Here is a 23,050-nt window from a genome sequence, read left to right as displayed (position 1 = left end):
GCCGGGCGGGAAATGCCCGTTCATCCTGATCCCATCGCCTGAGGGTTGCCCGCACCCTGCCAACCGCGAGACCGCATCGCTTGCGGTTGGCAACACCCATATGGGGGGTGCGACAGGCGCCTCCCCATCAGACACTCGCGATTGACACCGGCCCGCGCCAGGAAAGCGCCGGGAACCAGGAACGCGCCAGGAAAGGGCGCCGACCAGCCGGAGCTTCGATCAGCGATCGAAGCGACGAGGGTGTCGGTCGTCATGCGGGGCCGGTCGTCATGCGGGGCCGGTCGTCATGGGGGCGGTCGTCATGGGGTCAGGGCGCCATGCATCAGGGATCAGCGGCACACTATGATCGTCTGGAAGGCCGGCTGATCGACCTCATCTATGCCGCGCTGGTGGACGAGGGCGCCTGGAGCGACTTTCTGAAGGAGCTCGCCACCTGCACCCCGAACGGGCAGAGCACCCTGTTTTTCCACGACGAGTTCTCCGCGGCCGGGTCCATTTCGCTCTCCCACGGCGTGGACCGCGAGTTCGAGCGCCTCTACCCCCTGTATGCGCCGAAGAACTTGTGGATGCAGAATCTTCACAGGAGGCCGATCGGGCTCGGCGTCCGCTCGGAATACATGGTTCCATTCAAGGAAATCGAGAATTCTGAATATTACAATGAAATACTGAAGCAGTTCGGCATCCAGTCCGGCGTCGGAATCACGCTGCAGCGATCAGGATCGCTGAATTTTCTGCTGAGCGTCGTCGGCTCGCGCCAGGGTGATGCGGAAGAGCAGCGCGCCGCCGACATGCTGACCCGGCTTGCGCCCCATCTCACGCGCGTTTTCAAGATCTATGGCCAGGCTCGGGAACGCTCGTCGCTGATCGCCATGGGGCAGGCGCTCGCCGCCCACGAAACGGGCGTGATGCGCGTGGGCCCCGGACGGAAAATCCAGTGGCTCAACGAAGCGGCGAGCGCCGTGCTGGAAAACGGCGACGGGATGCGCAGGGATGGCGCCGATCGGCTGCGGCTGGCGGATGAGGCCTTGGATGGCATGCTCGGCCTGATGCTCGGGCCGGGCGGGCCCCAGGAAGGACAGGCAAGGACCCTGACCCGCACCATGCGACGCTGCGGGGCGCCGCTGAGGGTGACCCTCGCCAGCTCGGGACAGAGCCTTGTGGAGCGCTACTTCGGCGGACCGACCGTGACCGTGCTGCTGAGCGAGGTGGAAGGCGCGGGCACATTGCCCGCCGAGCTTCTGGCGACGACCTTCAGCCTGACGTCGCGGGAGGTGGATGTGACGATGGGGCTCGTGGCCGGCCACTCCCTGCAGGCGATCAGCGAACGGCTGAACATCTCCTACGAGACCGCCCGGACGCACCTGAAGCAGATCTTCGCCAAGACCGGGACCCGTCGCCAGGCGGAACTGCTGGCGCGGCTCTACAGCGTCGGCAGCGCGGATACGTAGGCCAGCCGGGGCAACGAGCCCCCGCCGGCGATCCGGCGGGGGCTCCTGTCCTCAGTAGCTCTTGTATTCCGCCCTGCCCTTCGAGAGCGCGAACTCCTCCTCGGGCGAGAGCACCAGCTTGTGCCGGCCATACGCCGCGAAATAGGCGATGCCCACCGCGAACCAGATGGCGACGCCGATCACCCCGTTGCGGTAGACGGGATCGGACAGCTGGTAGCCGATGGTGACGAGCGCGATGACGATGGTCAGCACCGCCCCGGGAATGCCGAACGGGCTCTTATAGGGCCGCTCGATGTGCGGCATGTTCCGGCGCATGAGGATGAACGAGAGCGCCTGCATGACATAGGAGAGCATGGCGCCGAACACCGCCATGTTGAGCAGCGTGCCGCCGATCGCCGCCGCTCCGGCCTCCGCCCCCAGCGCGAACCAGATGGCGAGCATGATGGCGAGCCCCACCACCGCGCCGGCCACCATGGCCACGTGCGGCGTCTTGCGCCCGCCATGGGTGACGGACAGGCCGCGCGGGAAGTAGCCGGCGCGCGAGAGCGAGTAGATCTGCCGCCCCTGGGCGTAGATGATGGTGTGGAACGAAGCGATCAGGCCGATCACCGCCACGCCCGCCAGCAGCTTGGCGAGGCCGTCGCCATAGATCGCCTTGAAGCCGTCCAGCAGCGGCTCCAGCGAGGTGGACAGGCCGAACGAGCCGTTGGCCACGGAGGAATTGAGCCACAGGATCATGAAGGCGGAGACGATCAGCGTCGCCATGCCGAGCATGATGCCCTTGGGCATGTCGGTCTTCGGGTCCACCGATTCCTCGGCCGCCAGCGGCAGCTGCTCGATGGCGAGGAACAGCCACACCGCGAACGGCAGCGCCGCGAGCGCGCCGCCGATGCCGAACGGCAGGAACGGCCCGCCGCCGTTCGGCAGCTCGACCGCGGCGCCGTCCGGGCCGACGCCGATATTGAGCGCCCAGCGCGAGAAGTCGGCGACCGGGATCGCGCTGACCCAGAAGGCGACGAGGCAGGCGAGCGCGGCGAGCGTGACCACCAGCGTCACCCGGAACGACAGTTCCACGCCGACGATGTTGAGCCCCACGAAGACGATGTAGCCGAAGATCCAGTATACCGGCTGGAAGCCCGTGGGCGTGCCGAAGATGGAGCCGAGATAGGAGCCGATGAAGGACACCACCACCGCCGGGGTGACGACGTACTCCACGTTCTCGCACAGGCCGGTGATGAAGCCGCCCCACGGCCCCATGGTGGTGCGGGCGAAGGAATAGGCCGCGCCCGTGTGCGGCAGGGCCGGCGACATCTCGGCGATGGAGAAGGTCAGCCCCAGATACATCACGGCGATGATGACGGCGGCGATGAACATGCCGCCCCAGCCGCCCGAGGCGATGCCGAGGTTCCAGCCCGAGAAGTGTCCCGAGATCACCGCGCCCACGCCGAGCGCCCACAGCGACCAGACCCGCGCATGGCGCTTCAGAGCCCGCTGCTCGAAATAGGCGACGTCGACGCTGGTATAGGTCACGCCTGCATGCTTGCCCTCAGCCATGGCACCAGCCCTTCCGTAGCGGAATCGCATCGACCGCGATCCATATGCTTCGGAAAGGCAAAATGCATGCCTTTTCATGACATTACTTAACGTCAGGCGCGTCGTTCCTGCGGCGCTCGCGCGCCTCCCCTCCCCCTTGCGGGGAGGAGCGAGGGGGTGGGGGTGGCGCAGCGTCGCCACCTCCCGCCCCCGTCGCCCTCCGGCTCGACCGGAGGGCCCATGGTCCGCGCCGCGTCTCCAACGGCGCGGACGGATGCTCCGGTCAAGCCGGAGCATGACGGCGGTGGCCATGGCGAGGCGCGGCCGGAGTCCTCCGTCCCCCTCAGTCCAACAGCCCCCCGACCGGCGGGCGCCCGGCCACCAGGAGCAGGTCGCTCTCGTCCTTGAGGTCGACGCCCGTGAGGCCGCGCTTGAGCGCCTGCGACAGGTGCCAGGCGAGCTTGAAGGCGGCGAGGTCGTAGGCCAGCCCCTCCGGCCGCACATTGGAGATGCAGTTGCGCTCGGCGTCCGAGCGGCCCTTCCTCGGCGCGAAGGTGAGGTAGAGGCCGAGGCTGTCGGGGGAGGAGAGGCCCGGCCGCTCGCCCACCAGCAGCAGGCAGGCCCGGGCGTGCAGCAGCTCGCTCACCTCGTCACCCAGCGCAACGCGCGCCTGGGAGGCGATGGCGACCGGCGCAAGGCTCCAGCCCTGCCGGGCGATCCAGGGCTTCAGCGCTTCAAGGAACGGCGCGGTGTGGGCATGGATGGCGGCGGAGGAGAGCCCGTCCGCCACCACGATGGCGAGGTCGCTCGGTGCCGCATGAAGGGCGGCGAGGCGCTCGCGGCTCTCCGCCGAAAGCGTGCGGCCGAGATCCGGCCGCCGCAGATAGGCGTCCCGCCCCGGGGCGGCGCTCGAAACCCGCACCGTGTCGAAGCCGAGGCCGCGCACCTCGGCCTCCACCGCCTCCGCGTCGAAGGGGGTGTGCACCGCGTCGCGCGCCTTCGCATGGGCGAGCGAGAAGCGCAGCACCTCGCTGGTGGGCAGGCTGGCGCCGGTGCGGCCGAGGGCGATGCGCGCCGGGGTGTGGCGGGCGAAGGCGAGCCAGGGGTCGCGCGCGGTCATGCCGCCTGGTCCGCGACGAAGCCGAGCAGCGGGTGGTGCGCGTCCGCCGGCAGCAGGCGCCCGTCGGGCCCGGCGATGCCCATCTTCTCCAGCCACGCCTCGAACTCGGGGGCGCGCTTCAGGCCCAGCACCTCGCGCACATAGAGCGCGTCGTGGAACGAGGTGGACTGGTAGTTCAGCATCACGTCGTCGGCGCCGGGAATGCCCATGATGTAGGTCACGCCCGCGGCGCCCAGCAAGGTGAGCAGGGTGTCCATGTCGTCCTGGTCGGCCTCGGCGTGGTTGGTGTAGCAGACGTCGACGCCCAGCGGCACGCCCAGCAGCTTGCCGCAGAAATGGTCCTCCAGACCGGCGCGGATGATCTGCTTGCCGTCATAGAGATATTCCGGGCCGATGAAGCCCACCACGGTGTTCACCAGCAGCGGCTCGAACACCCGCGCCACCGCGTAGGCGCGCGCCTCCAGGGTCTGCTGGTCGACGCCGTGATGGGCGCCGGCGGAGAGCGCGGAGCCCTGGCCGGTCTCGAAATACATGGCGTTCTGGCCCACCGTGCCGCGCTTGAGCGCCCGCGCCGCATCGGTGCCCTCCTTCAGCACCGCGAGGTCGACGCCGAAGGAGCGGTTGGCGCCCTCGGTGCCGGCGATGGACTGGAACACGAGGTCCACCGGCGCGCCGCGGTTCATCAGCTCGATCGAGCTGGTGACATGGGTGAGCACGCAGCTCTGGGTGGGGATGTCGAAGCGCTGGATCACCTCGTCCATGAGCTTCAGCAGCCGGTCGATCACCGGCAGGCTGTCGGAGGCGGGGTTGATGCCGATCACCGCGTCGCCGCAGCCATAGAGCAGGCCGTCGAGGATGACGGCGGAGACGCCCGCCGCGTCGTCGGTCGGGTGGTTCGGCTGCAGGCGCACCGCCATGGTGCCGGGCAGGCCGATGGTGTTGCGGAAGCGCGTGACCACCCGGCACTTGCGCGCGGCGAGGATCAGGTCCTGGTTGCGCATGATCTTGGAGGCCGCCGCCGCCATCTCCGGCGTCAGTCCCGGCGCGAGACGCGCGAGCGCCTGCGGGGTTGCCGCATCGGACAGCAGGAAGTCGCGGAAATCGCCTACCGTGAGGGCACTTACGGGGGCGAAGGCCGCCCGGTCGTGGCCGTCGAGGATGAGGCGCGTGACCTCGTCCGCCTCGTAGGGCACCAGCGCCTCGGAAAGAAACGTCTTCAGCGGCACCTCGGCGAGGCACATCTTAGCGGCGACGTTCTCCTCCGCGCTGGCGGCGGCGATGCCCGCCAGCATGTCGCCGGAGCGCGGCGGCGTCGCCTTGGCCATCAGCTCCTTCAAATCGGCGAACACATAGGACCTCGCGCCGACCCGGTGGACGAAGGCCATGACACCTCTCCTCTCGCCTCGAACGCGACCGCCTCGACGGCCGCCGCACCGATCACCCGCCACGATCCGGCGATCCGCGCTCCAATGCAACAAGCGTGCCCCGGATGGCCTGCCGACGCCGGAAGCATCCGGTGCGGGCACGGGCGGCGCACCGTTCATTTCCGGTTCAGGCACGCGGCCCTAACCACCCGCGCCACGGTGCAGGCCCCGCTGCCCGCGCGAGCCGGACCGGCCCGCCGCGGCCGCGGGCGACGGCGCAGCCGGCCACGCGGGGTGGCCGCGCGTTCGTCGGGACGCCGCACCGTGCCGGACCTTGCGCTGGAAGCGCAGGACCGTGCCCGGCACCGCGACCGAACTTCCCCTCATGCCTCAGCCCGAGCATGCTCGGCGGCGGGTCGGCGCGCCTCGTCTCAACGGAGTGACCTCGAACATGGCCTTCAAGCCTGAACGCCGCCGGTCCCGCGCCGGCCTCCTTCCTTGCGCCTTCGCCGGCGCCGTCGCGTTCGCGGCGCTCGCCGCCGCGCCGGCGGCGGCCGAAACCCAGCTGGAACGCGGCAAGTACCTCGCGACCATCATGGACTGCGCCGGCTGCCACACCCCCGGCGCGCTCATCGGCAAGCCCGACATGGCGCGCTATCTGGGCGGCGCGGACGTGGGGTTCCAGATCCCCGCAGTCGGCATCTTCTACCCGCCGAACCTGACGCCGGACACGGAGACCGGCCTCGGCGCCTGGAGCGAGAAGGAGATCGTCGATGCGGTGCGCAAGGGCGTGCGGCCGGACGGGCGCATGCTCGTCCCCGTCATGCCCTTTCCTTCCTATGGCGCCATGTCGGACGCCGACGCCATGGCGCTGGCGGTCTATCTGAAGAGCCTCCCGCCGGTGAAGCACAAGGCGCCCGGCCCCATCGGCACGACCGAAAAGACGCCGGCGCCCTACCTCACGGTGGTGATGCCGCAGTGAGCCTCGGGGCGCGCGGCGGACCCCGGGATGACGCGCGCCCATCTCGCCGCCTATCTGCGTTGCGGCCCCCTCACCCTGCCCTCTCCCCGCCGGGGAGAGGGTTCGGGCCATGCGCGACGGAGTTCTCCCTGCGCGTGGTCCCGATCGTCACATGCACCTCGTTCGCCCCCTGCGCGACGGGGCTCCCTCTCCCTGAGGGAGAGGGCGGGGCGAGGGGCTCGCCGCGCCGGAGGCCGTCCCCGCCGCCAGGGGATGCTCCGGTCGAGCACGATGGAAGGCGGAAGGTGGCTCAGCCCGGCCAGGGACCGAGCTCCTTCGCCACCTGCGCCACCTTGTCCGGACCGCCGAGGCCCATCCACACCGCCACGGCGCAGGCGGCGAACAGCTTCTGCACCTTCATGTCGGTCTCGTCGAACATGTAGCGCGCCTGGGAGGCGGTGTTGAACATGCCCACCGCGTCGCCTTTCCACATCACCGGCACATAGACCGAGCAGCCGACGCGGCCGGTCTTGATGATCTGGCGGAAGATCGCGTCCTCGTCGGTGTTCTTCACCACCGCCGCCTGCTTGGTCTGCACCGTGTGGCCGGGGCGGCTGTCGGTGACCGAGATGCGGGCGCGGCCGAGGCCGAAATTGTCCGCGAACACGATCATATGGTCGCGGCTCGGAGCGATGAAGAAGCAGGCCGAGACGATGAACTGCGTCTCCCCCGGCTTCAGCGCGCCGGGCTTCATCGGCGCATCGGGATCGCCCAGCAGCGCGCGGGTGGCGGTGGTGAAGTGGCGCACGCCCTCCTCCGGGTCGCTCTCGCGCCAGGCGGCCTCGTTCACATCGTGCAGCACGTCGACGGCGCGCGCGTGGAAATCCGCGGGTCGGGTCATGGGTGGCTCCTGGAAGGCTGCGGGTTCGGGTGGCGGAGGGCGAGCTTGAGGGCGCGGGCGCTCGCCCCGCCTCGGGGTCTCGGGCGCGCTCCCCTCCCCCTTGTGGGGAGGGGCGAAGGGGACGGGGGTAGCGCGCCATCGGGCCGGCCTCGCCGGGAGTGGCGCTGACACGGTGACACCCCCTCCCCTGCCCCTCCCCACAAGGGGGAGGGGCAGCTCCGTGTGGGGAGGGAAAGCCCCGGGCCGGACATCGCGCCAGTCCCCATCTTCAGTGGCTGAAGCGGGCGGGGAAGGTGTCGGGCGCGATCTCCACGCACTGGCAGCGGCGGAAGATGCGCTCGTAGTGCGGGGAGATGCGCTCCACGTCCTTTTCGGATTCCGTGAGCAGCGGCTCGATGCGCGCGTGCGCCTCGGCGATCTCGTCGAGGATCGCCGCCTCGTCGATGCGGGTGAGCCTGCCGTCCCTTTCGATCACCGCGCCGTCCACCATGACGAGGTCCACCTCGGCGCGGGACGCGGAATAGACCAGCTGGTTCACCGCATTGTTGAACGGCGTGAAGGGGATGGTGTCGAGCCGGTAGCCCACGAGGTCGGCGATGCGGCCCGCCTCCACGGCGCCCAGCTCCTTGTCGCGGCCGAGCGCGCGGGCGCCGCCCATGGTGGCGGCGTGGAACGCCTCCTCCGCCCCCACCCATTCGGTGTGGTCGCCGCGCAGCTTCTGCAGCAGCGCCGAGAGATAGAGAGCGTTCTGCATGTCCGTGCCCTCGATGGAGCCGCAGCCGTCGGTGCCCATGCTCACATTGACGCCCGCCTTCAGCAGCGCGCGGATGGGCGCGAGGCCCGAGCCCACCTTCAGGTTCGAGGGCGGGTTGTGCTGGATGGTGACGCCGGTGCGCGCCAGGATCTCGATCTCGCGCGGGTTCAGCCAGATGCCGTGGATGAAGGCGGTCTTCGGCTTCATGAAGCCGATGCGGTCGAGATACTCGATCATGGTCGAGCCGTAGAAGATCTGGCCCGTCACCACCTGCATTCGGGTTTCCTGCACGTGGATCATCAGCGGCAAATCGTACTCGTCCGCCATGCGGCGCACCGCCATCAGGAACTCTTCCGTGCAGCGCTGCGGCGCCGAGGGGGCGGCGATATAGGCGACGCGGTTGGTGGAGGGGTGGCGCGTGCGGGCGAGGCCGGTGACGAACTCCAGCAGCTCGGCGCCCGAATACATGGGCGTGCCGTCGAGCTCGGCCAGGAGCGCCGGAGGGAACTCCTCGTCCACGAACGGCACGGCGCGGAAGAACGGCTTGTCGAACAAAGTGATGCCGACGTTCGCCCGGATACCGATGTCCTCATAGGCCTGGAACACCTGCTCCACGTGCTCGGGACGGATGCGCGGGCTCTGGTTGGTGTCGTCGCTGAGCGTGGTGGTGCCGCTCCTCACCGCCTCGATGGCGCCGATCATGGTGCGCAGATAGACGTCGCGCGCCGAGAGCTCGATCGGCTTCAGCGGCCGCACGTAGTTCATCCACAGCTCGAGCGGCAGATTGTCCTTGCGGCCCTTGTAGAACCCCTCGTGGCTGTGGTGGTGGCCGTTGATGAGGCCGGCCGCCACCAGCAGGCGGCGCCCGTCGATCACCCCCCCCTCGGGCGCGCGGGCGCCGGCGGGACGGATGTCGGCGATCAGCCTCCCGACGATCTCGATGTCCACCGGACCGGGCGCCGGCGTCGCCGCCTCGCCGAGCAAGGCATGGCAATGGACGATGGTCGTCTTCACGCGGCGTCTCCACTCGGTTCGGGGCTTTGTTGGTCTTGGATGCGAAAGGGTGGCCCGGCATCGATGCGCCCCTCCCCCACCGCGTGGCAGGCGACGGAGACGGCATCGACGCGGATCGGCTCCGGCCGCTCGGCGGCGCAGCGCGCATCGGCGAGCGGGCAGCGGGGGTGGAAGGCGCAGCCGGAGGGCGGGGCGAGCGGGCTCGGCACCTCGCCCGAGAGCCGCGCCCGCGGCCGGTGCGGGGCGTGCGGATCGGGCACCGTGTCGAGCAGCGCGCGGGTGTAGGGATGGAGCGGACGGGTGAGGATCTGCCCCGCGTCCCCCTGCTCCACCAGGCGGCCGAGATACATGACCCCCAATCGGTCCGCCATGTGCGCCACCACGGCGAGATTGTGCGAGATGAGGAGGAAGGTGAGGCCCAGCTCGCGCTGGAGCTTCTTCATCAGGTTCAGGATCTGCGCCTGCACCGACACGTCGAGCGCGGAGGTCGGCTCGTCGCACACCACGAAGGCAGGGCTGGCGGCGAGCGCGCGGGCGATGGAGATGCGCTGGCGCTGGCCGCCGGAGAACTGGTGCGGATACTTCTGCGCATCCTTCGGCGAGAGGCCCACCGTCTCCAGCAATTCGCCGATGCGGGCGTCGAGGGCCGCCCCGCGCTTCATCAGGCGGTGGGTGAGGATCGGCTCGGCGATGATGCGGCCGATGCGCCAGCGCGGATTGAGGCTGGCGTACGGGTCCTGGAAGATCATCTGCAGGTTGCGGCGGTAGGGCAGCGCCGCGTGCCGCGTCCTGAAGCCGGCGACGTTCACGCCCATGAAGGAGACCGCGCCCTTGGTCGGCGCCTGGATGCCGGCGATGGTGCGGGCGATGGTGGACTTGCCGCAGCCGCTCTCGCCCACCAGCGCGAAGGTGGAGCCGCGCCCCACCTCGAAGTCGACGCCCTCCACCGCATGCACGGTACGCCGCTTGGCGCCGGTGAGGAGGCGCTTCGCCAAGGGCGGCGAGGCGTCGAAGCGCACGGTGAGCTGGTCCACCGAGAGGATGATGTCGGCGCCGCTCATGCCGTTGCCCCCTGAAGGGCCGGGTCGGCGCGCCAGCAGGCGACGCGTGCCGGCCCCACATCGAACGCGTTGGGCCGCTCGATGGCGCACCGCTCGAACGCAACCGCGCAGCGCGGATGGAAGGCGCAGCCGGAAACCGGCGCGTCCGGGCGCGGCATGGCGCCGGGGATCTGCGTCAGCTCGGCCTCGCGCCGCCGCATGGAGGGGATCGAGGCCATGAGGCCGCGTGTGTAGGGATGGGCGGCGTCCTCGATCAGCGCCCGGGTGGGGCCGATCTCCACCACGCGGCCGGCATACATCACCGCCACCCGGTCGGCGACCTCGGCGATCACGCCCATGTCGTGCGTCACCAGCATCACCGCCGTGCCGCGCTCGCGGCACATGCGGCGCAGCAAATCGAGGATCTGCGCCTGGATCGACACGTCGAGCGCGGTGGTGGGCTCGTCGGCGATGATGAGGCGCGGCGCGCAGCAGAAGGCGAGCGCCAGCACCACGCGCTGGCGCATGCCGCCGGAGAGCTCGTGCGGATAGGCCGAAAGGCGCTCGCGCGGCGCGGGGATGCCGACTTCCGCCAGCAGCTCGCCGGCCCGCGCCTGCGCCGCCGCCCGCGTCATCGGCAGGTGCGTGAGCATGGTCTCGGCGAGCTGGTCGCCGATGGTCATCAGCGGATCGAGGCTGGTGAGCGGGTCCTGGAACACGGCGGCGATCTCCCTGCCGCGCAGCGCCCGCATCTCCTCCTCGCCGAGCGTGTCGATGCGCCGGCCGTCGAACAGGATGCGCCCACCCGCATGCATGGCCGGCCGCTCCAGGAGGCCGAGCACGGCGGTTCCCGTGACCGACTTGCCGGCCCCGGATTCGCCCACCACGCCGAGCACCTCGCCGGCGGCGATCTCGAACGACACGTCGTCGATGGCGACGAGGCGCCTTTTGCGGGCTGCGATCTCCACCCGGAGGTTCTCCACCTGAAGCAGCGCGCTCATGAGGCGAGCTTCGGGTTGAGCGCGTCGCGCAGGAAGTCACCGAAGATGTTCACCGATAACGACAAGAGTACCAGCAGCGCCCCCGGCGCGGCGCTGATCCACCAGTCGCCGGAGAACACGAACTCGTTGCCGATCCGCACCAGCGAGCCGAGCGAGGGCTGGGTGGAGGGCAGTCCGACGCCGAGGAAGGACAAGGTCGCCTCGGTGAGGATGGCGAGCGCGAGGTTGATGGTGGCGATCACCAGCACCGGCCCCAGCACGTTGGGCAATATGTGGGTGAACAGGATGCGCGGCGTGCCGACCCCGATCACCCGCGCCGCCAGCACGTATTCGCGATTGCGCTCCACCAGCACGAGGCCGCGCACCGTGCGCGCATACTGCACCCAGAACGAGGCGGCGATGGCGAAGACGAGGACCGGCACGGCGAGCGCGTCATGCACCTCGCGCGGCAATGCGGTGCGCGTCACCCCGTCGATCAGCAAAGCGATGAGGATCGCCGGGAAGGAGAGCTGCACGTCGGCGATGCGCATGATGACCGCGTCCAGCACGCCGCCGAAATAGCCGGCGACGAGGCCCAGCAGCACGCCGACGAGCGCCGCCAGCGCCACGCTCGCGAGGCCCACGACGAGCGAGGTGCGCAGGCCGTAGATCATGGCCGAGAGCATGTCGCGGCCCTGCGGATCGGTGCCCAGAAGGTAGCTCTCGCCGTACATCCCGGCGCTGCCGGGCGGCAGGCGCGCGTCCACCACGTTGGCGCTCGCGGGGTCGAAGGCGTCGTAGGGCGCGATGGCGTCCGCCCCGAGCGCCACCGCGAACAGCAGCACGGCGACGAGCAGCGAGACGATCGCCACCGGCGAGCGGCGGAAGCGGTAGAGAAGGTCGCCGTCCCACCAGGCGGCGAGGGCGGCGCGGGCGGCGCTCATGTGGCCCTCCCAGCCGCCCGTGAGCCACGCACCCGCGGGTCGATGGCCACATAGGCGAGGTCCACCGCGAGGTTGATGACCGCGAAGCACAGAGCGATGAGCACCAGGTAGCCGGCGAGCAGCGGCACGTCCGCGAACTGGATCGCCTGGATCACCAGCAGGCCGAGGCCGGGCCACTGGAACACGGTCTCGACGATGATGGAGAAGGCGAAGACGTTGCCGAACTGGAGGCCGACGATGGTGATCACCGGCAGGAGCGTGTTGCGCAGCGCGTGACGATACTCGATGGCGCGCGGCCTGAGGCCCCGCGCCTTGGCGAAGCGGATGAAGTCGGTGCGCATCACCTCCAGCATCTCGGCGCGGGCGAGGCGCATGATGAGGGCGAGCTGGAACACTCCGAGCGTCACCGAAGGCAGCACCAGCGCCTTGAGGCCGCTCACCGTCAGCATGCCCGTGGTCCAGCCGCCGATCGCGACCACCTCGCCGCGCCCGAACGAGGGCAGCCAGCTGAGCCAGACCGAGAAGATGAGGATCAGCGCGATGCCGATCAGGAAGGTGGGCAGCGCCACGCCCACCAGCGAGACCGCCAGCAGCACCTGCGACAGCCAGCTGCCCCGGTGGAGCGCGGTCCACACGCCGAGCGGCACGCCGAGACCGGCGGCGATGACCATGGAGATGAGGGACAGCTCCAGGGTCGCCGGAAAGCGCTCGCCGATCAGCGCCGCCACCGGCTGCCCGAAGCGGTAGGAGATGCCGAAGTCGCCCCGCAGCGCGTTCATCACGAAGCGGGCGAACTGCACCACCATGGGGTCGCCGAGGCCGAGCGCCTGCCGCACCGCCTCGCGGTCGGCCATGCTGGCGGCCTGGCCCACCATGTTGTTCACCGGGTCGCCCACATAGCGGAACAGCGCGAAGGCGACGAAGCTCGCCACCAGGAGGACGAGGACGGTCTGGCCGAGACGCCCGAGGAGGAAGCTCATGGGGTAGCGCCCCGTGCAGCCGACCCGCCGATGGTCGCGGCGCGCCTCCCCTCCCCTCGTGGGGGAGGGGTGAGGGGGCGGGGGGCCCGCCGCCGCTGTAAGACTTGCCGACGCGATGTCGGACGTGCCGCGACACCCCCCTCCCTGCCCTCCCCCACATGGGGGGAGGGAGGCCAGCGGCGGGGGAGCGCCCGGCGGAGAAGAAAGCTCATGTCACCGTCTCATTTCCGCCGGCCGGGCGCGCCTCCCCTCCCCCTTGGGGGGGAGGGAGGTGAGCCGAGGGGGAAGGAAGGCGCGCCGGGATCAAAGCTCATGGGGCGCCTTTCTGGAGGTTGCTTGGAAGTCTTGCCGCCATCCCGGCCTCCCCGTCGTCATGGCCGGGCCTGTCCCGGCCATCCACGCTCTGCGACCGGGCGCCCCGCGCCGGCACGACGCGCGAGCGGCGTGGCGTGGATGCCCGGCACCAGGCCGGGCATGACGTCCGTCATCGCCGCTGGGCATCGGCCATTGGCGTGCGCGGCCGACCGTCCTCAGTCCAGCGTCACCCACTTCAGCTCCAGGCTGTCGTCGGAGCGCAGCACGGCGTTGACGCCCTTGCGCACGCCCCAGGCGATGCCGGCCTGGTGCAGCGGGATGTGGCTGTAGTCGTCCTTGCTCAGCGTCATCGCCTCGAAGATGAGCGCGTTGCGCTTGGCCGGGTCAACCTCGACCTCGATCTGCTGCGTCAGCGCGTCGATCTTCGGGTTGGAGTAGTTGCCGATATTGTAGGTGCCGATCTTGCCCTCCGGCGTGTTCATGGTGTCCTGGAGGGTGGAGTGGGCATCATAGCTGAGCGGCTGCCACCCGAGCATGGCGAACGAGGTATCGCGGGCCAGCACCTTCTCGAAATACTTGCTGCGGGTCTGGGCGTTGAGGTTCACCTTCAGGCCGATGCGCCCCAGCATGCCGACGATGGCCTGGCAGATGCGCTCGTCGTTCACGTAGCGGTCGTTCGAGCAGTCCATGGTGAAGGAGAAGCCGTCCGGATAGCCGGCATCCGTCAGCAGCTGCTTGGCGGCCTTGGGATCGTAGGGGGCGGTGCGGGTGTCGAGCTTGGCGTCGTAGCCGTTGATGCCGGGCGCGATCATGGTGCCGGCGACGTGCGAGGTGCCGCCCATGATGCGGTCCTTGATCGCCTCCATGTCGATGGCCTGGTAGATCGCCTGGCGCACGCGCTTGTCCTTGAAGGGGTTCTTGCCCTTCACGTCGGAGGTGGTGAGCTCGTCGCGCTTCTGGTCCATGTTGAGGAACATGGTGCGCAGCTCGGCGCCCTTCAGCACCTTGGCGGAGCCGGAACCGTCGATGCGCGCGGCGTCCTGCTGCGGCACCGGGTAGACCATGTCCACCTCGCCCGAGAGCAGCGCCGCGACGCGCGTAGCGTCGGCCTGGATCGGGGTGAAGATCACCTTGGTGACGTTGGAGGTCTTGTCGCCCCACCAGTTGGGGTTCGGCACCAGCACGGTGCGCACGCCGGCCTGCCGGCTGTCGATCTTGAACGCGCCGGTGCCGTTGGCGTTGGTGGAGGCGAAGTTCTCGACCTTCGCCTTCACGCTCGCCGGGGCGGTGGCGCCGTTCTTCTCCGCCCAATCCTTGCTCATCATGTAGGTGGAGGTGATCTGCACCGGCAGGATGGGATTGGGCTTGGCCATCACGAGGTCGACGGTGTGGTCGTCCACCTTCTTGATGTCGGTGACGGAGGCCACCGTGTAGGCCATGTCCGAGCCGTCCTTCTTCACCCGCTGGAGCGAGAAGACCACGTCGTCGGCGGTGAAGGGCGTGCCGTCGGCGAACTTCACGCCCTTGCGCAGATGGAAGCGCCAGGTGGTGGGATCGACCTGCTCCCACTTCTCGGCCAGCGCCGGCACCAGCTCCAGGTTCTTGCCGCGGCCGACGAGCGGCTCATAGACCTGCCCGAGCCAGGACAGCGTGAAGGTCTCGGCCAGCGCATGCGGGTCGAGCGAGGCCGGGTCCACGCGATAGGCGTAGCGGAAGACCTTCTCGGCGCCGGCCGCAGGGGCCGGCGCCTGCGCCGCGGCGGGCGCGGCGGCGATGAGAAGCGCGGTGAGCGCGGTCGAGACGAGCAGCGGAAGGCGCATGGCGAGAGGCTCCTGGAAGGTCATTTTTGAATTCATTTTCTCGCGAAAGAGTGCCCGAACTAAGTGGACGCTTAAATATCAAATTGTAGGCAGGACGCAGGACGGCATTCCCGAAGACTGCCGCTCCCGACGCCAGAGTCTGCCTCATTCCTGTGCAACAACCGTTGCTATTACGCGATTTGAATGGATTGACGAAGCACGCGGCACAGGGCAGAGCTAAAGGCGGGCTCCGGCGCCACCGCCTCGGCTTCGGCCTTCGCCGGCCGGGACGCCCTTCTTGGATCGGGTCATTTCTGAATGCAAAATCTCACCGCCCTCCCCCGACGCCGCATCGGCATGCTGACCCCCTCGTCCAATACGGTGCTGGAGCCCTTCACCGCGCATCTGCTGGCGCCGCTGTTTCCGCAGGTGAGCGCGCATTTCGGCCGCTTCCGCGTCACCCGCATCGCCCTCGACGACGCCGCCAACGAGCAGTTCGGCCAGGAGGCGATCCTCGCTGCGGCGGAGCTGCTGGCCGATGCCCGTGCCGACATCATCGCCTGGAACGGCACCTCGGCGAGCTGGCTCGGCTTCGACTGGGACGCGCGCCTCACCGCCGCCATCGAGGACCGCACCGGCGTCCGCGCGACCAGCGCCATGGCGGCCATCAACGCGCTCATCCGCAAGGACGGGGTGGAGAGGCTCGCCCTCGTCACGCCCTATACCGAGGAGGTCGAGCAGAAGATCGTCGAGAATTATGCGGCCTGCGGCGTGCGTTGCGTGGCCGGACGCCACGCCGGCCTGACCGACAACTATTCCTTCGCCGAAATCTCCGAGGCGGAGATCGCCACCATGTGCACGGATGTCGCCGCCGCCGAGCCGGACGCCATCGCCATTGTCTGCACCAACATGCGCGGCGCGCTCGTGGGCGCGCAGATCGAGCGCCGGCTCGGCGTCAGGGTGTATGATTCCGTGTCGGCGACCCTGTGGGGATGCCTCGACGCGCTCGGGCTGCCGACCGGGGCTCTCGGCGCGTTCGGCGCCATGTTCGCCGAGCCGGGCCCGGCCGCCCCGATCGGGATGCCGGCCGAGTGAGGGCGCGCGGGGAGAACGGGCCGCGCGCAGGACGAGACGGGGCAAGCACGGTGGAAGAGGCCACGCAGGACCCGCGCGAGCAGACCACGCTCCACGAGCAGATCGTGGAGCGGCTGCGCGCCGTGCTGCTCGACGGCGAGCTCGCCTACGGCGCCAAGATTCCCGAGGCGGAGCTGTGCCTCAGGTTCGGCATCTCCCGCACCCCGCTGCGCGAGGCGCTGAAGGTGCTGGCGGCGGAAGGCTTCGTCGAGCTTCGGCCGAACCGCGGCGCCATCGTCGCCCCCATCGACCCCGACGACATCGCCCATCTGTTCGAGTTCAAGGGCGCGATCGAGCACCGCATCGGCCTGCTGGCGGCGGTGCGCGCCACCGCCGCCGACCAGGCGCGGCTGGAGGAGATCCACGCGCTGCTGCGCACCCATCCCGCGCCCTCGGCCTATACGGCGCTCAACCAGGACTTCCACCGCGCGCTTGCCGCCGCGACGGGAAATCCGGTGCTGCTGCAGACCTACGACAACCTGCAGAAGCGCGTGCTGCGCCTGCGGTTCGTGGTCAATGTGAACCCGCTGCGCGTGGCCCAGTCCTTCGACGAGCACGAGGCCATCATGGTGGCCTTCCGCGCCCGCGCCCGGCTCGACCTCGCCGAGCGCCTGGAGGCCCACAACCGCCTCACCGGCGAGGCGGTGCTGCGCGCGCTGGCGGGCGCGGCCGAGCCCGCCTGAGAGCCGACCGGGACGGCTGGAGAGAATTTGGGCACGCCCCGGCGCAGGGGCGCCCAAGGAACCGGCACCGCGACGCCACATCGCATAAACATCAAAGGCATAGATGGAAATCCCGTGGCCAATCTATCGGCTTGCGGGGCGGTCGCGCGCTGATCAAACTAAGTAAGTACTTAATTTATCCGACATCCAATCCCGCCCCCGCGCCGCCTGCCTCCGAGCCCCCAGGAGATCCGCCATGTCCTTGAGCCGCAGAGATTTTACCCGCGCCGCCCTCGCCGGGACCGGGCTTGCCGCCACCGGTGTGTCCACCCTGGGCCTCCTCACGCCGGCCCAGGCGGCCGAGCGGCTGCTGGTGGTGCAGTGGGGCGCCAACTGGATCGAGGTATCGAAGCAGATCCTCGCCGAGTTCCAGAAGACCAACGACACCCAGGTCGCCTGGGAGCTGCATTCCGGCGGCTCGGCGGCGGTGGTCGCCAAGATCAAGGCGGTGTGGCCGCGCACGCAGTACAATGTGCTTTCGGTGTGGGACCCGGTGTTCCGCGCCATGATCGCCGAAGACTGGCTGCTGCCCATCGACGAGAGCATCGTCACCAACCTGAAGACCATTCCCGACCAGTACATCCAGAAGAACGCCATGGGCGAGAAGATGACGGTGCCGCTCAGCACCGCCGGCGCCTTCTGGGGCTATCGCGAGGACCTGCTGCCGGGCGGCTTCTCGTCGCTGGAAGACCTGCTGAAGCCCGAGTTCAAGGGCAAGCTCTGCGTGCCCTACCCCATCAACCTCACGGGCCTGCTCATCGTCAGCGCCGCCATCCAGCGCGGCGGCAACGAGAAGAACCCCGAGCCGGGCTGGGACTTCATCAAGGAGCTTGCCTCCAAGGGCCAGATCGGCGAGATCTGCACCTCCAACTCCGAATACATCAACGCCATGGCCACGGGCCGCTATTCGGTCGGCTTCTGGAACAACGGCGGCTGGTTCGCCACCGCCAAGAACTTCCCCGTGAAGCTCAAGAACCGCATGCCCGACAACAAGGGCTTCCTCTACAATGAAGGCTTCTGCGTGCTGAAGGGCTCGCCCGCCAAGGCGGCGTTCGAGTTCGCGAACTTCTTCGCCGATCCGAAGATGAACGAGATCTACAACATGCCGCTCGGCTCCGGCCCCACCCAGCCCTCGGCCAAGGCCAACCCCATGATCGCCGACTGGTACTACGCCCCGGAGGAGCTGCCGAAATACGCCTATTTCGCCGACTTCGCCTATCTCTCCTCGGTGATGAACGAGTGGAACGCCCGCTGGGAGCGGGAGATCGTTCCGCTGGTGCGGCGCGGCTGAGCGGGCGACGCGCGCGCCATGGCGATGCGGCGTCCCTCCCTGAGCGCGGCCCTGCTGTGGCCGGCGCTCGTCGTCATGGTGCCGCTGCTCGCCGGCCCGCTGCTGCTGCTCGCCCACGAGAGCCTGAAGCCGTTCGTCGGCGGGCGCATCGGCGGCGACGAGAGCGGCGCGCTCACGCTCCAGAACTACGCCCAGATCGCCGACCCGCAATATGTGCGCTACTTCCTCGACACCTTCCGGGTCGGCCTGCTGGCCACCGCCTTCGCCCTGGTGCTCGGCTTCCCGGTCGCCCACTTCATCGTCCGCCGCGCCGGGCCGGTGGCGCGCCGGCTGATGGTGGGCGGGCTGGTGGGAACGCTGTTCCTGTCCATCATCGTGCGCGTCTACGCCATCGCCATGACGTTCGGGCCGCACGGGCCGCTCTCCGACTTCAGCCGCCTGTTCGGCATCTCCGCATCGAGCCCCGACGGGGCCGAGCTGATGGTGGTGCTGGGACTGCTCAATTCCACCCTGCCGCTGGTGGCGCTGACGCTCATCGGCACGCTTCAGAACATCAATCCGCGCCTGGAGGATGCCGCCCTCTCGCTCGGCGCGCCGCGCTGGAAGACGTTCTTCCAGGTCACGGTGGCCATGAGCCTGCCGGGCATCCTCTCCGCCGCGATCATCGCCTACGCCTTCTCGATCAGCAATCTGGTGGTGCCCATGCTGGTGGGGCGCGGCTTCATCGTCTTCGTGTCGAACCTCATCTACTTCCGCTTCTCGGAAGTGGCGAACTTCCCGAGCGGCGCCGCGCTCTCCATGGTGATGATGGTGATCTCGGTCGCCCTCTTCTACGGCCTGCTGAGCCTCGTGCGCGGCCACTGGCAGGAGGCGGGCAAATGAAGCGCCTCGCCGACGCCCTGTTCCAGACCGCCTACCTGTCGCTGGTCACGTTGTTCGTCGCCTTCTCGGTGATCCCGGTGGTGGTGGCGGTGGTGCTGTCCTTCGACGCGCGCGGCTTCGTCGGGCCGTTCCCGCCGACCCAGTTCTCGCTGCGCTGGTACGACCGCTTCCTCGCCGACAGCTACTATCACGACGGCCTCGTCACCAGCCTCATCCTCGCCACCGGGGCGACGCTGATCGCCACCGTCATCGGCGCGCTGGCGGCCATCGGGCTCCATCACGCCACCTTCCGCGGCAAGGGGCTGATCCAGGCGGCGCTGCTCTCGCCGCTGGTGATCCCGAACGTGGTGCTGGGCTTCGGCGTGCTGATCTTCGCCAGCCGCCTCGGCATCCTCGACGGCATGACGCGGCTGATGATGGGCCACGTGCTCATCACCTTTCCCTATGTGATGCGCACCACCGCCGCCGCGCTGGTGGGCATCCGCGCCTCCTATTACGAAGCGGCGCTGAGCCTCGGCGCGAAGCCCTGGCGCGCGCTGTGGCAGGTGACGCTGCCCTTGGCGCGCACCGGCATCATCGCCGGCGCGGTGTTCGGCTTCGTCACCTCGTTCGACGACGTGGGGGTGAGCCTGTTCCTCACCGACGCCTTCACCTTCACCCTGCCGGTCGCCATCCTCGCCCAGATGCGCGCCAACCTCGATCTCACCATCGCGGCCCTGTCGGTGATGTTCATCGTCGCCACCGTGCTCATCATCGTCATCCTCGACCGCGTCGCCGGGCTCGACGCCATCACCGGGCGCGGAGTGTACGGGCGATGATCCAGTCGGTTCTCGATCTCCAGCACGTCACCAAGCGCTTCGGCGACACGGCGGCGGTGGACAACGTGACCTTCGAGGTGGCGCGCGGCGAGATCGTCGCCTTGCTCGGCCCGAGCGGCTGCGGCAAGACCACGACGCTGCGCATGATCGCCGGCTTCGAGCAGCCGGACGAGGGGCGCGTCTTCATCTCCGGCGCCGACGTCGCCCGCAAGGCGCCCTACGAGCGCAATGTGGGCCTCGTGTTCCAGGACTACGCGCTGTTCCCGCACATGAGCGTGGCGCAGAACATCGCCTTCGGCATGAAGAACCGCGGCGTGCCGCGGGCCGAGATCGGCCCGCGCATCGCCGAGGTGCTGGAGCAGGTGCGCCTGCCGGGCATCGAGAAGCGGCGCCCGTCCCAGCTCTCCGGCGGCCAGCAGCAGCGCGTGGCGCTCGCCCGCGCGCTCGTCACCCGCCCGGACGTGATGCTGCTGGACGAGCCGCTCTCGAACCTCGACGCCAAGCTGCGCCTCCAGCTCCGGCACGAGATCCGCGCCATCCTCTCGACCTTCGACTGCACCTCCATCATCGTCACCCACGACCAGGAGGAGGCCATGGGCCTCGCCGACCGCATCGTGCTGATGAACAAAGGCCGCATCGAGCAGGTGGACACCCCGGCCGCGCTCTACCAGCGGCCGCAGACCCTGTTCGCCGCCGACTTCATCGGCCACGCCAACTGGCTGTCCGGCACGCTGGCGCGCCGGGCGGCGGAGGCGGGCATGGTGGAGACCAGGGTCGGCGGCGTCGCCGTGGCGCCGGGCGCGGTCGCGGACGGGCCGGTGACCTTGTGCATCCGCCCCGAGCGGCTCGCCCTCCTCGCCGAGGGCGCGGCGGCCGACACGCGGCTTCCGGCGGTGGTGGAGCGGCTCGACCCGGTGGGCGCGGACCTGCGCATCTGGTCGCGCCTCGGCGACGGCACGCTGGTGCAGTCGCTGGAGAAGAATGTGGGCCGCGAGCTGCCGGCGCCCGGCGCCGGCGTGACGCTCGGCTTCCGGGTGGCCGACTGCATCGTGCTGCCGGACGAGGGAGCCGGCCGATGAGCGCCCGTCCCCTCGCCATTCGCGGCGGCCTCGTCGGCTTCCCCGCCGAGGGCGCGGTGCGGGCGGCCGACCTGCTGGTGGTGGACGGGCGCATCGCCGACATCGCCGCGCCGGGCACGCCCTTCCCCGACGAGGCGGAGGCGATGGACGCCGCCGACCGCCTGATCATCCCCGGGCTGATCAACGCCCACACCCACAGCCACCTCGCCATCGCCAGGGGCGTCTCACGCTCCTGGACCCTGGAGCTGCACCTCCACAACGGGCCGTGGACCGGCGGCGGCCAGGCCTTCGCGGACCGGCACCTGCTCGCCCAGGCGAGCGCCGCCGAGATGCTGCTGAAGGGCTGCACCGCCTGCTACGACCTCGTGCTGGAGCTGCCGGCGCCGACGCCGGAGGGGCTCTACGCCACCGCCGCCGGCTATGCGGACGCCGGCATGCGCGCCGTGGTGGCGCCGATGATGGCCGACCGCACCTTCTGGCAGGCGATCCCCGGCCTGATGGCGGCGATCCCGCAAAGCCTGCGGCCGGCGGTGGAAGAGATCCGCCTGTCGAGCGCCGAGGCCGCGCTCGCCGCCTGCGGGCGGATGCTGGAGGCGTGGCCCCACGACCGCGCCTTCGTGCGCCCGGCGCTCGCCCCCACCATCCCGCACCATTGCTCGGACGATTTCTGGACCGGCTGCCGCGCGCTCGCCGATCGGCACGGCGCCGGCATCCACGCCCATCTCGCGGAATCGAAGATCCAGGCGCTCGTGGGCGTCGCGCGCTATGGCGAGAGCCTGACCGCCCATCTCGACCGGCTCGGCATCCTCGGGCCGGACTTCACCGCCGCCCACGGCATCTGGCTCGATGGCGACGACATCGCCTTGCTCGCCCGCCGGGGCGCCTCGGTGGCCCACAATCCGTCGAGCAACTTCCGGCTCGGCAGCGGCATCGCCCAGGTCCCGGCCATGCGCGCCGCCGGCATCAATGTCGGCATCGGCTCGGATGCCTGCAGCTGCTCGGACCACCAGAACCTGTTCGAGACCATGCGGCTCGCCTCGTACCTGTCGCGCACCGCCTCCTTCGATCCCGACGACTGGCTGACCCCTCAGGACGTGTTCGCCATGGCCACCACCGGCAGCGCCAAGGCGCTGGGCCTCGACGGCCTCACCGGCGACATCGAGACCGGCCTCGCCGCCGACCTCGTCTTCCTTGACCTTGGCACGGTGAACTTCACGCCGCTGAACGACGCGCTCTACCAGCTCGTCTTCGCCGAGGAGGGCCGCAGCGTGCGCCGGGTGATGGTCGGCGGGCGCGTGGTGGTGGAGGACGGCGCCCTCGTCACCATCGACTATCCCGCCTTGCGCACCCGCCTCAACGACCGGGCGCGCGAGATCTTCGCCGCCAACGGTCCGCGCCGGGAGGAGCTGGCGGCGCTCGAGCCGTTCGTGAAGCATTTCTGCGCCGGCCTCGCGGAGGGCCGGTTCGCCCTGGAGAGAGAGACGGCATGACGGCGAGGAGTTTCGCGGCAGCGTTCGAGCCCATTCTGAGCACGCTCATGGACCGCACCGGCGCCATGCGCTGCACCGTGCGCATGGATTTCCCGGCCCTCGGCCTCAGCGTGAACGTGCCCTGCGCCGAGGTGCTGGCGCTCGGCGCCGCCTCCATGATGGAGAGCCGCTCGGTGGACCACCGCCGCGCCCGCACCGTGCGCTGGGTCGAGGCCAGCCGCCGCACGCTGGTGCAGGGCGACGTGTTCGCCGACCCCGCCCTCGCCCCGCCGCCGGCCTTGGTGCGCCAGTTCGGCACCACGGCGCAGATGGTGGCCCCGCTCATCGGCACCGACGGCTATCTGCTGGGCTGGGTCTCGGCCCATTTCGCCGGCGGCCCGCGCGACTTCGGACCGGGCGAGATCGCCGCCATCGAGGCGGCGAGCGTCGCCGTGCTCGCCGTGCCCGGCATGCCGCTCGACATCTGACATGATCCGCCTCC

General features: G+C 69.8%; 20 protein-coding genes. 10 read left to right on the top strand and 10 right to left on the bottom strand.

Features of this window, described 5'->3' with window-relative positions; translation table 11 throughout:
* The first annotated feature begins 317 nt into the window (after positions 1 to 317).
* The gene (locus V5F67_RS10535; RefSeq protein ID WP_394019430.1) at positions 318 to 1,448 is read left to right on the top strand and encodes a helix-turn-helix transcriptional regulator; all 1,131 of its coding nucleotides are present in this window, start codon (positions 318 to 320) and stop codon (positions 1,446 to 1,448) included.
* Positions 1,449 to 1,499: 51 nt separating this feature from the next.
* Here the strand turns inward: V5F67_RS10535 and V5F67_RS10530 are convergent, their stop codons facing one another.
* The 3 genes from V5F67_RS10530 to V5F67_RS10520 all read right to left on the bottom strand — a co-directional run bounded on the left by V5F67_RS10530 (position 1,500) and on the right by V5F67_RS10520 (position 5,486).
* The gene (locus V5F67_RS10530) at positions 1,500 to 3,002 is read right to left on the bottom strand and encodes an amino acid permease (RefSeq protein WP_394019432.1); all 1,503 of its coding nucleotides are present in this window, start codon (positions 3,000 to 3,002) and stop codon (positions 1,500 to 1,502) included.
* A gap of 322 nt (positions 3,003 to 3,324) precedes the next feature.
* Positions 3,325 to 4,101, bottom strand: coding sequence for an ethanolamine ammonia-lyase subunit EutC (gene eutC / locus V5F67_RS10525; protein WP_394019434.1), 777 nt, complete (start codon positions 4,099 to 4,101; stop codon positions 3,325 to 3,327).
* Positions 4,098 to 5,486, bottom strand: coding sequence for an ethanolamine ammonia-lyase subunit EutB (locus V5F67_RS10520; RefSeq protein ID WP_394019436.1), 1,389 nt, complete (start codon positions 5,484 to 5,486; stop codon positions 4,098 to 4,100). The genes eutC and V5F67_RS10520 overlap by 4 nt, the downstream gene beginning before the upstream one ends.
* A 430-nt stretch (positions 5,487 to 5,916) precedes the next feature.
* On the opposite strand from V5F67_RS10520, the gene V5F67_RS10515 reads away from it, so the two are divergent.
* Positions 5,917 to 6,447, top strand: coding sequence for a c-type cytochrome (locus tag V5F67_RS10515; protein WP_394019438.1), 531 nt, complete (start codon positions 5,917 to 5,919; stop codon positions 6,445 to 6,447).
* Positions 6,448 to 6,736: 289 nt separating this feature from the next.
* Here V5F67_RS10515 and V5F67_RS10510 read toward each other — a convergent pair whose 3' ends face one another.
* From V5F67_RS10510 to V5F67_RS10480, 7 genes are all read right to left on the bottom strand, one after another.
* Positions 6,737 to 7,327, bottom strand: a complete 591-nt coding sequence (locus V5F67_RS10510; RefSeq protein WP_394019440.1) for a GAF domain-containing protein — start codon at positions 7,325 to 7,327, stop codon at positions 6,737 to 6,739.
* 268 nt (positions 7,328 to 7,595) lie between these two features.
* Entirely contained in the window at positions 7,596 to 9,095 is a 1,500-nt protein-coding gene (locus V5F67_RS10505) for an amidohydrolase family protein (RefSeq protein ID WP_394019442.1), read from the bottom strand.
* A complete protein-coding gene (locus V5F67_RS10500) occupies positions 9,092 to 10,156 on the bottom strand; it encodes an ABC transporter ATP-binding protein (protein WP_394019444.1) in 1,065 nt (354 codons plus the stop codon). The genes V5F67_RS10505 and V5F67_RS10500 overlap by 4 nt, the downstream gene beginning before the upstream one ends.
* Positions 10,153 to 11,136, bottom strand: coding sequence for an ABC transporter ATP-binding protein (locus V5F67_RS10495; RefSeq protein ID WP_394019446.1), 984 nt, complete (start codon positions 11,134 to 11,136; stop codon positions 10,153 to 10,155). Before V5F67_RS10495 ends, V5F67_RS10500 begins: the two co-directional genes overlap by 4 nt.
* Positions 11,133 to 12,059, bottom strand: a complete 927-nt coding sequence (locus V5F67_RS10490) for an ABC transporter permease (RefSeq protein WP_394019448.1) — start codon at positions 12,057 to 12,059, stop codon at positions 11,133 to 11,135. The genes V5F67_RS10495 and V5F67_RS10490 overlap by 4 nt, the downstream gene beginning before the upstream one ends.
* Positions 12,056 to 13,039, bottom strand: a complete 984-nt coding sequence (locus V5F67_RS10485) for an ABC transporter permease (protein WP_394019450.1) — start codon at positions 13,037 to 13,039, stop codon at positions 12,056 to 12,058. Before V5F67_RS10485 ends, V5F67_RS10490 begins: the two co-directional genes overlap by 4 nt.
* 530 nt (positions 13,040 to 13,569) lie before the next feature.
* Positions 13,570 to 15,174 carry an ABC transporter substrate-binding protein gene (locus tag V5F67_RS10480; RefSeq protein WP_394019452.1) on the bottom strand — a complete coding sequence of 535 codons (1,605 nt, stop codon included), beginning with the start codon at positions 15,172 to 15,174 and terminating at the stop codon, positions 13,570 to 13,572.
* A 336-nt stretch (positions 15,175 to 15,510) separates the two neighbouring features.
* On the opposite strand from V5F67_RS10480, the gene V5F67_RS10475 reads away from it, so the two are divergent.
* The 8 genes from V5F67_RS10475 (at position 15,511) to V5F67_RS10440 (ending at position 23,036) form a co-directional block, all read left to right on the top strand.
* A complete protein-coding gene (locus V5F67_RS10475) occupies positions 15,511 to 16,248 on the top strand; it encodes a maleate cis-trans isomerase family protein (protein ID WP_394019454.1) in 738 nt (245 codons plus the stop codon).
* A gap of 50 nt (positions 16,249 to 16,298) precedes the next feature.
* Positions 16,299 to 16,970 (top strand): GntR family transcriptional regulator, encoded by a 672-nt coding sequence (locus tag V5F67_RS10470; RefSeq protein ID WP_394019456.1) that lies wholly within the window; start codon positions 16,299 to 16,301, stop codon positions 16,968 to 16,970.
* 235 nt (positions 16,971 to 17,205) lie between these two features.
* Positions 17,206 to 18,300, top strand: coding sequence for an extracellular solute-binding protein (locus V5F67_RS10465; RefSeq protein WP_394019458.1), 1,095 nt, complete (start codon positions 17,206 to 17,208; stop codon positions 18,298 to 18,300).
* 18 nt (positions 18,301 to 18,318) lie between these two features.
* Positions 18,319 to 19,182: an ABC transporter permease gene (locus V5F67_RS10460; protein ID WP_394019460.1), complete on the top strand. Its 864-nt coding sequence runs from the start codon at positions 18,319 to 18,321 to the stop codon at positions 19,180 to 19,182.
* The gene (locus V5F67_RS10455; protein ID WP_394019462.1) at positions 19,179 to 20,000 is read left to right on the top strand and encodes an ABC transporter permease; all 822 of its coding nucleotides are present in this window, start codon (positions 19,179 to 19,181) and stop codon (positions 19,998 to 20,000) included. The genes V5F67_RS10460 and V5F67_RS10455 overlap by 4 nt, the downstream gene beginning before the upstream one ends.
* Positions 19,997 to 21,079, top strand: a complete 1,083-nt coding sequence (locus V5F67_RS10450) for an ABC transporter ATP-binding protein (protein ID WP_394019464.1) — start codon at positions 19,997 to 19,999, stop codon at positions 21,077 to 21,079. The genes V5F67_RS10455 and V5F67_RS10450 overlap by 4 nt, the downstream gene beginning before the upstream one ends.
* Entirely contained in the window at positions 21,076 to 22,569 is a 1,494-nt protein-coding gene (locus tag V5F67_RS10445; RefSeq protein WP_394019466.1) for an amidohydrolase family protein, read from the top strand. The genes V5F67_RS10450 and V5F67_RS10445 overlap by 4 nt, the downstream gene beginning before the upstream one ends.
* Positions 22,566 to 23,036: a GAF domain-containing protein gene (locus tag V5F67_RS10440; protein WP_394019468.1), complete on the top strand. Its 471-nt coding sequence runs from the start codon at positions 22,566 to 22,568 to the stop codon at positions 23,034 to 23,036. Before V5F67_RS10445 ends, V5F67_RS10440 begins: the two co-directional genes overlap by 4 nt.
* Positions 23,037 to 23,050: the final 14 nt, after the last annotated feature.

Source organism: Xanthobacter pseudotagetidis (assembly GCF_043194795.2).
In the GTDB taxonomy this organism is placed as follows: Bacteria; Pseudomonadota; Alphaproteobacteria; order Rhizobiales; family Xanthobacteraceae; genus Xanthobacter; species Xanthobacter tagetidis_A.
Note: the sequence above shows the minus strand (reverse complement) of the source record. Positions and strands in the feature narration are given on the sequence as shown.

Bases quoted from the DNA above. Each gene is read 5' to 3' on its own strand.
- V5F67_RS10535 (WP_394019430.1), top strand. From the start codon at position 318: ATGCATCAGGGATCAGCGGCACACTATGATCGTCTGGAAGGCCGGCTG.
- V5F67_RS10530 (WP_394019432.1), bottom strand. From the start codon at position 3,002: ATGGCTGAGGGCAAGCATGCAGGCGTGACCTATACCAGCGTCGACGTC.
- eutC (WP_394019434.1), bottom strand. From the start codon at position 4,101: ATGACCGCGCGCGACCCCTGGCTCGCCTTCGCCCGCCACACCCCGGCG.
- V5F67_RS10520 (WP_394019436.1), bottom strand. From the start codon at position 5,486: ATGGCCTTCGTCCACCGGGTCGGCGCGAGGTCCTATGTGTTCGCCGAT.
- V5F67_RS10515 (WP_394019438.1), top strand. From the start codon at position 5,917: ATGGCCTTCAAGCCTGAACGCCGCCGGTCCCGCGCCGGCCTCCTTCCT.
- V5F67_RS10510 (WP_394019440.1), bottom strand. From the start codon at position 7,327: ATGACCCGACCCGCGGATTTCCACGCGCGCGCCGTCGACGTGCTGCAC.
- V5F67_RS10500 (WP_394019444.1), bottom strand. From the start codon at position 10,156: ATGAGCGGCGCCGACATCATCCTCTCGGTGGACCAGCTCACCGTGCGC.
- V5F67_RS10495 (WP_394019446.1), bottom strand. From the start codon at position 11,136: ATGAGCGCGCTGCTTCAGGTGGAGAACCTCCGGGTGGAGATCGCAGCC.
- V5F67_RS10490 (WP_394019448.1), bottom strand. From the start codon at position 12,059: ATGAGCGCCGCCCGCGCCGCCCTCGCCGCCTGGTGGGACGGCGACCTT.
- V5F67_RS10485 (WP_394019450.1), bottom strand. From the start codon at position 13,039: ATGAGCTTCCTCCTCGGGCGTCTCGGCCAGACCGTCCTCGTCCTCCTG.
- V5F67_RS10480 (WP_394019452.1), bottom strand. From the start codon at position 15,174: ATGCGCCTTCCGCTGCTCGTCTCGACCGCGCTCACCGCGCTTCTCATC.
- V5F67_RS10475 (WP_394019454.1), top strand. From the start codon at position 15,511: ATGCTGACCCCCTCGTCCAATACGGTGCTGGAGCCCTTCACCGCGCAT.
- V5F67_RS10465 (WP_394019458.1), top strand. From the start codon at position 17,206: ATGTCCTTGAGCCGCAGAGATTTTACCCGCGCCGCCCTCGCCGGGACC.
- V5F67_RS10460 (WP_394019460.1), top strand. From the start codon at position 18,319: ATGGCGATGCGGCGTCCCTCCCTGAGCGCGGCCCTGCTGTGGCCGGCG.
- V5F67_RS10455 (WP_394019462.1), top strand. From the start codon at position 19,179: ATGAAGCGCCTCGCCGACGCCCTGTTCCAGACCGCCTACCTGTCGCTG.
- V5F67_RS10450 (WP_394019464.1), top strand. From the start codon at position 19,997: ATGATCCAGTCGGTTCTCGATCTCCAGCACGTCACCAAGCGCTTCGGC.
- V5F67_RS10445 (WP_394019466.1), top strand. From the start codon at position 21,076: ATGAGCGCCCGTCCCCTCGCCATTCGCGGCGGCCTCGTCGGCTTCCCC.
- V5F67_RS10440 (WP_394019468.1), top strand. From the start codon at position 22,566: ATGACGGCGAGGAGTTTCGCGGCAGCGTTCGAGCCCATTCTGAGCACG.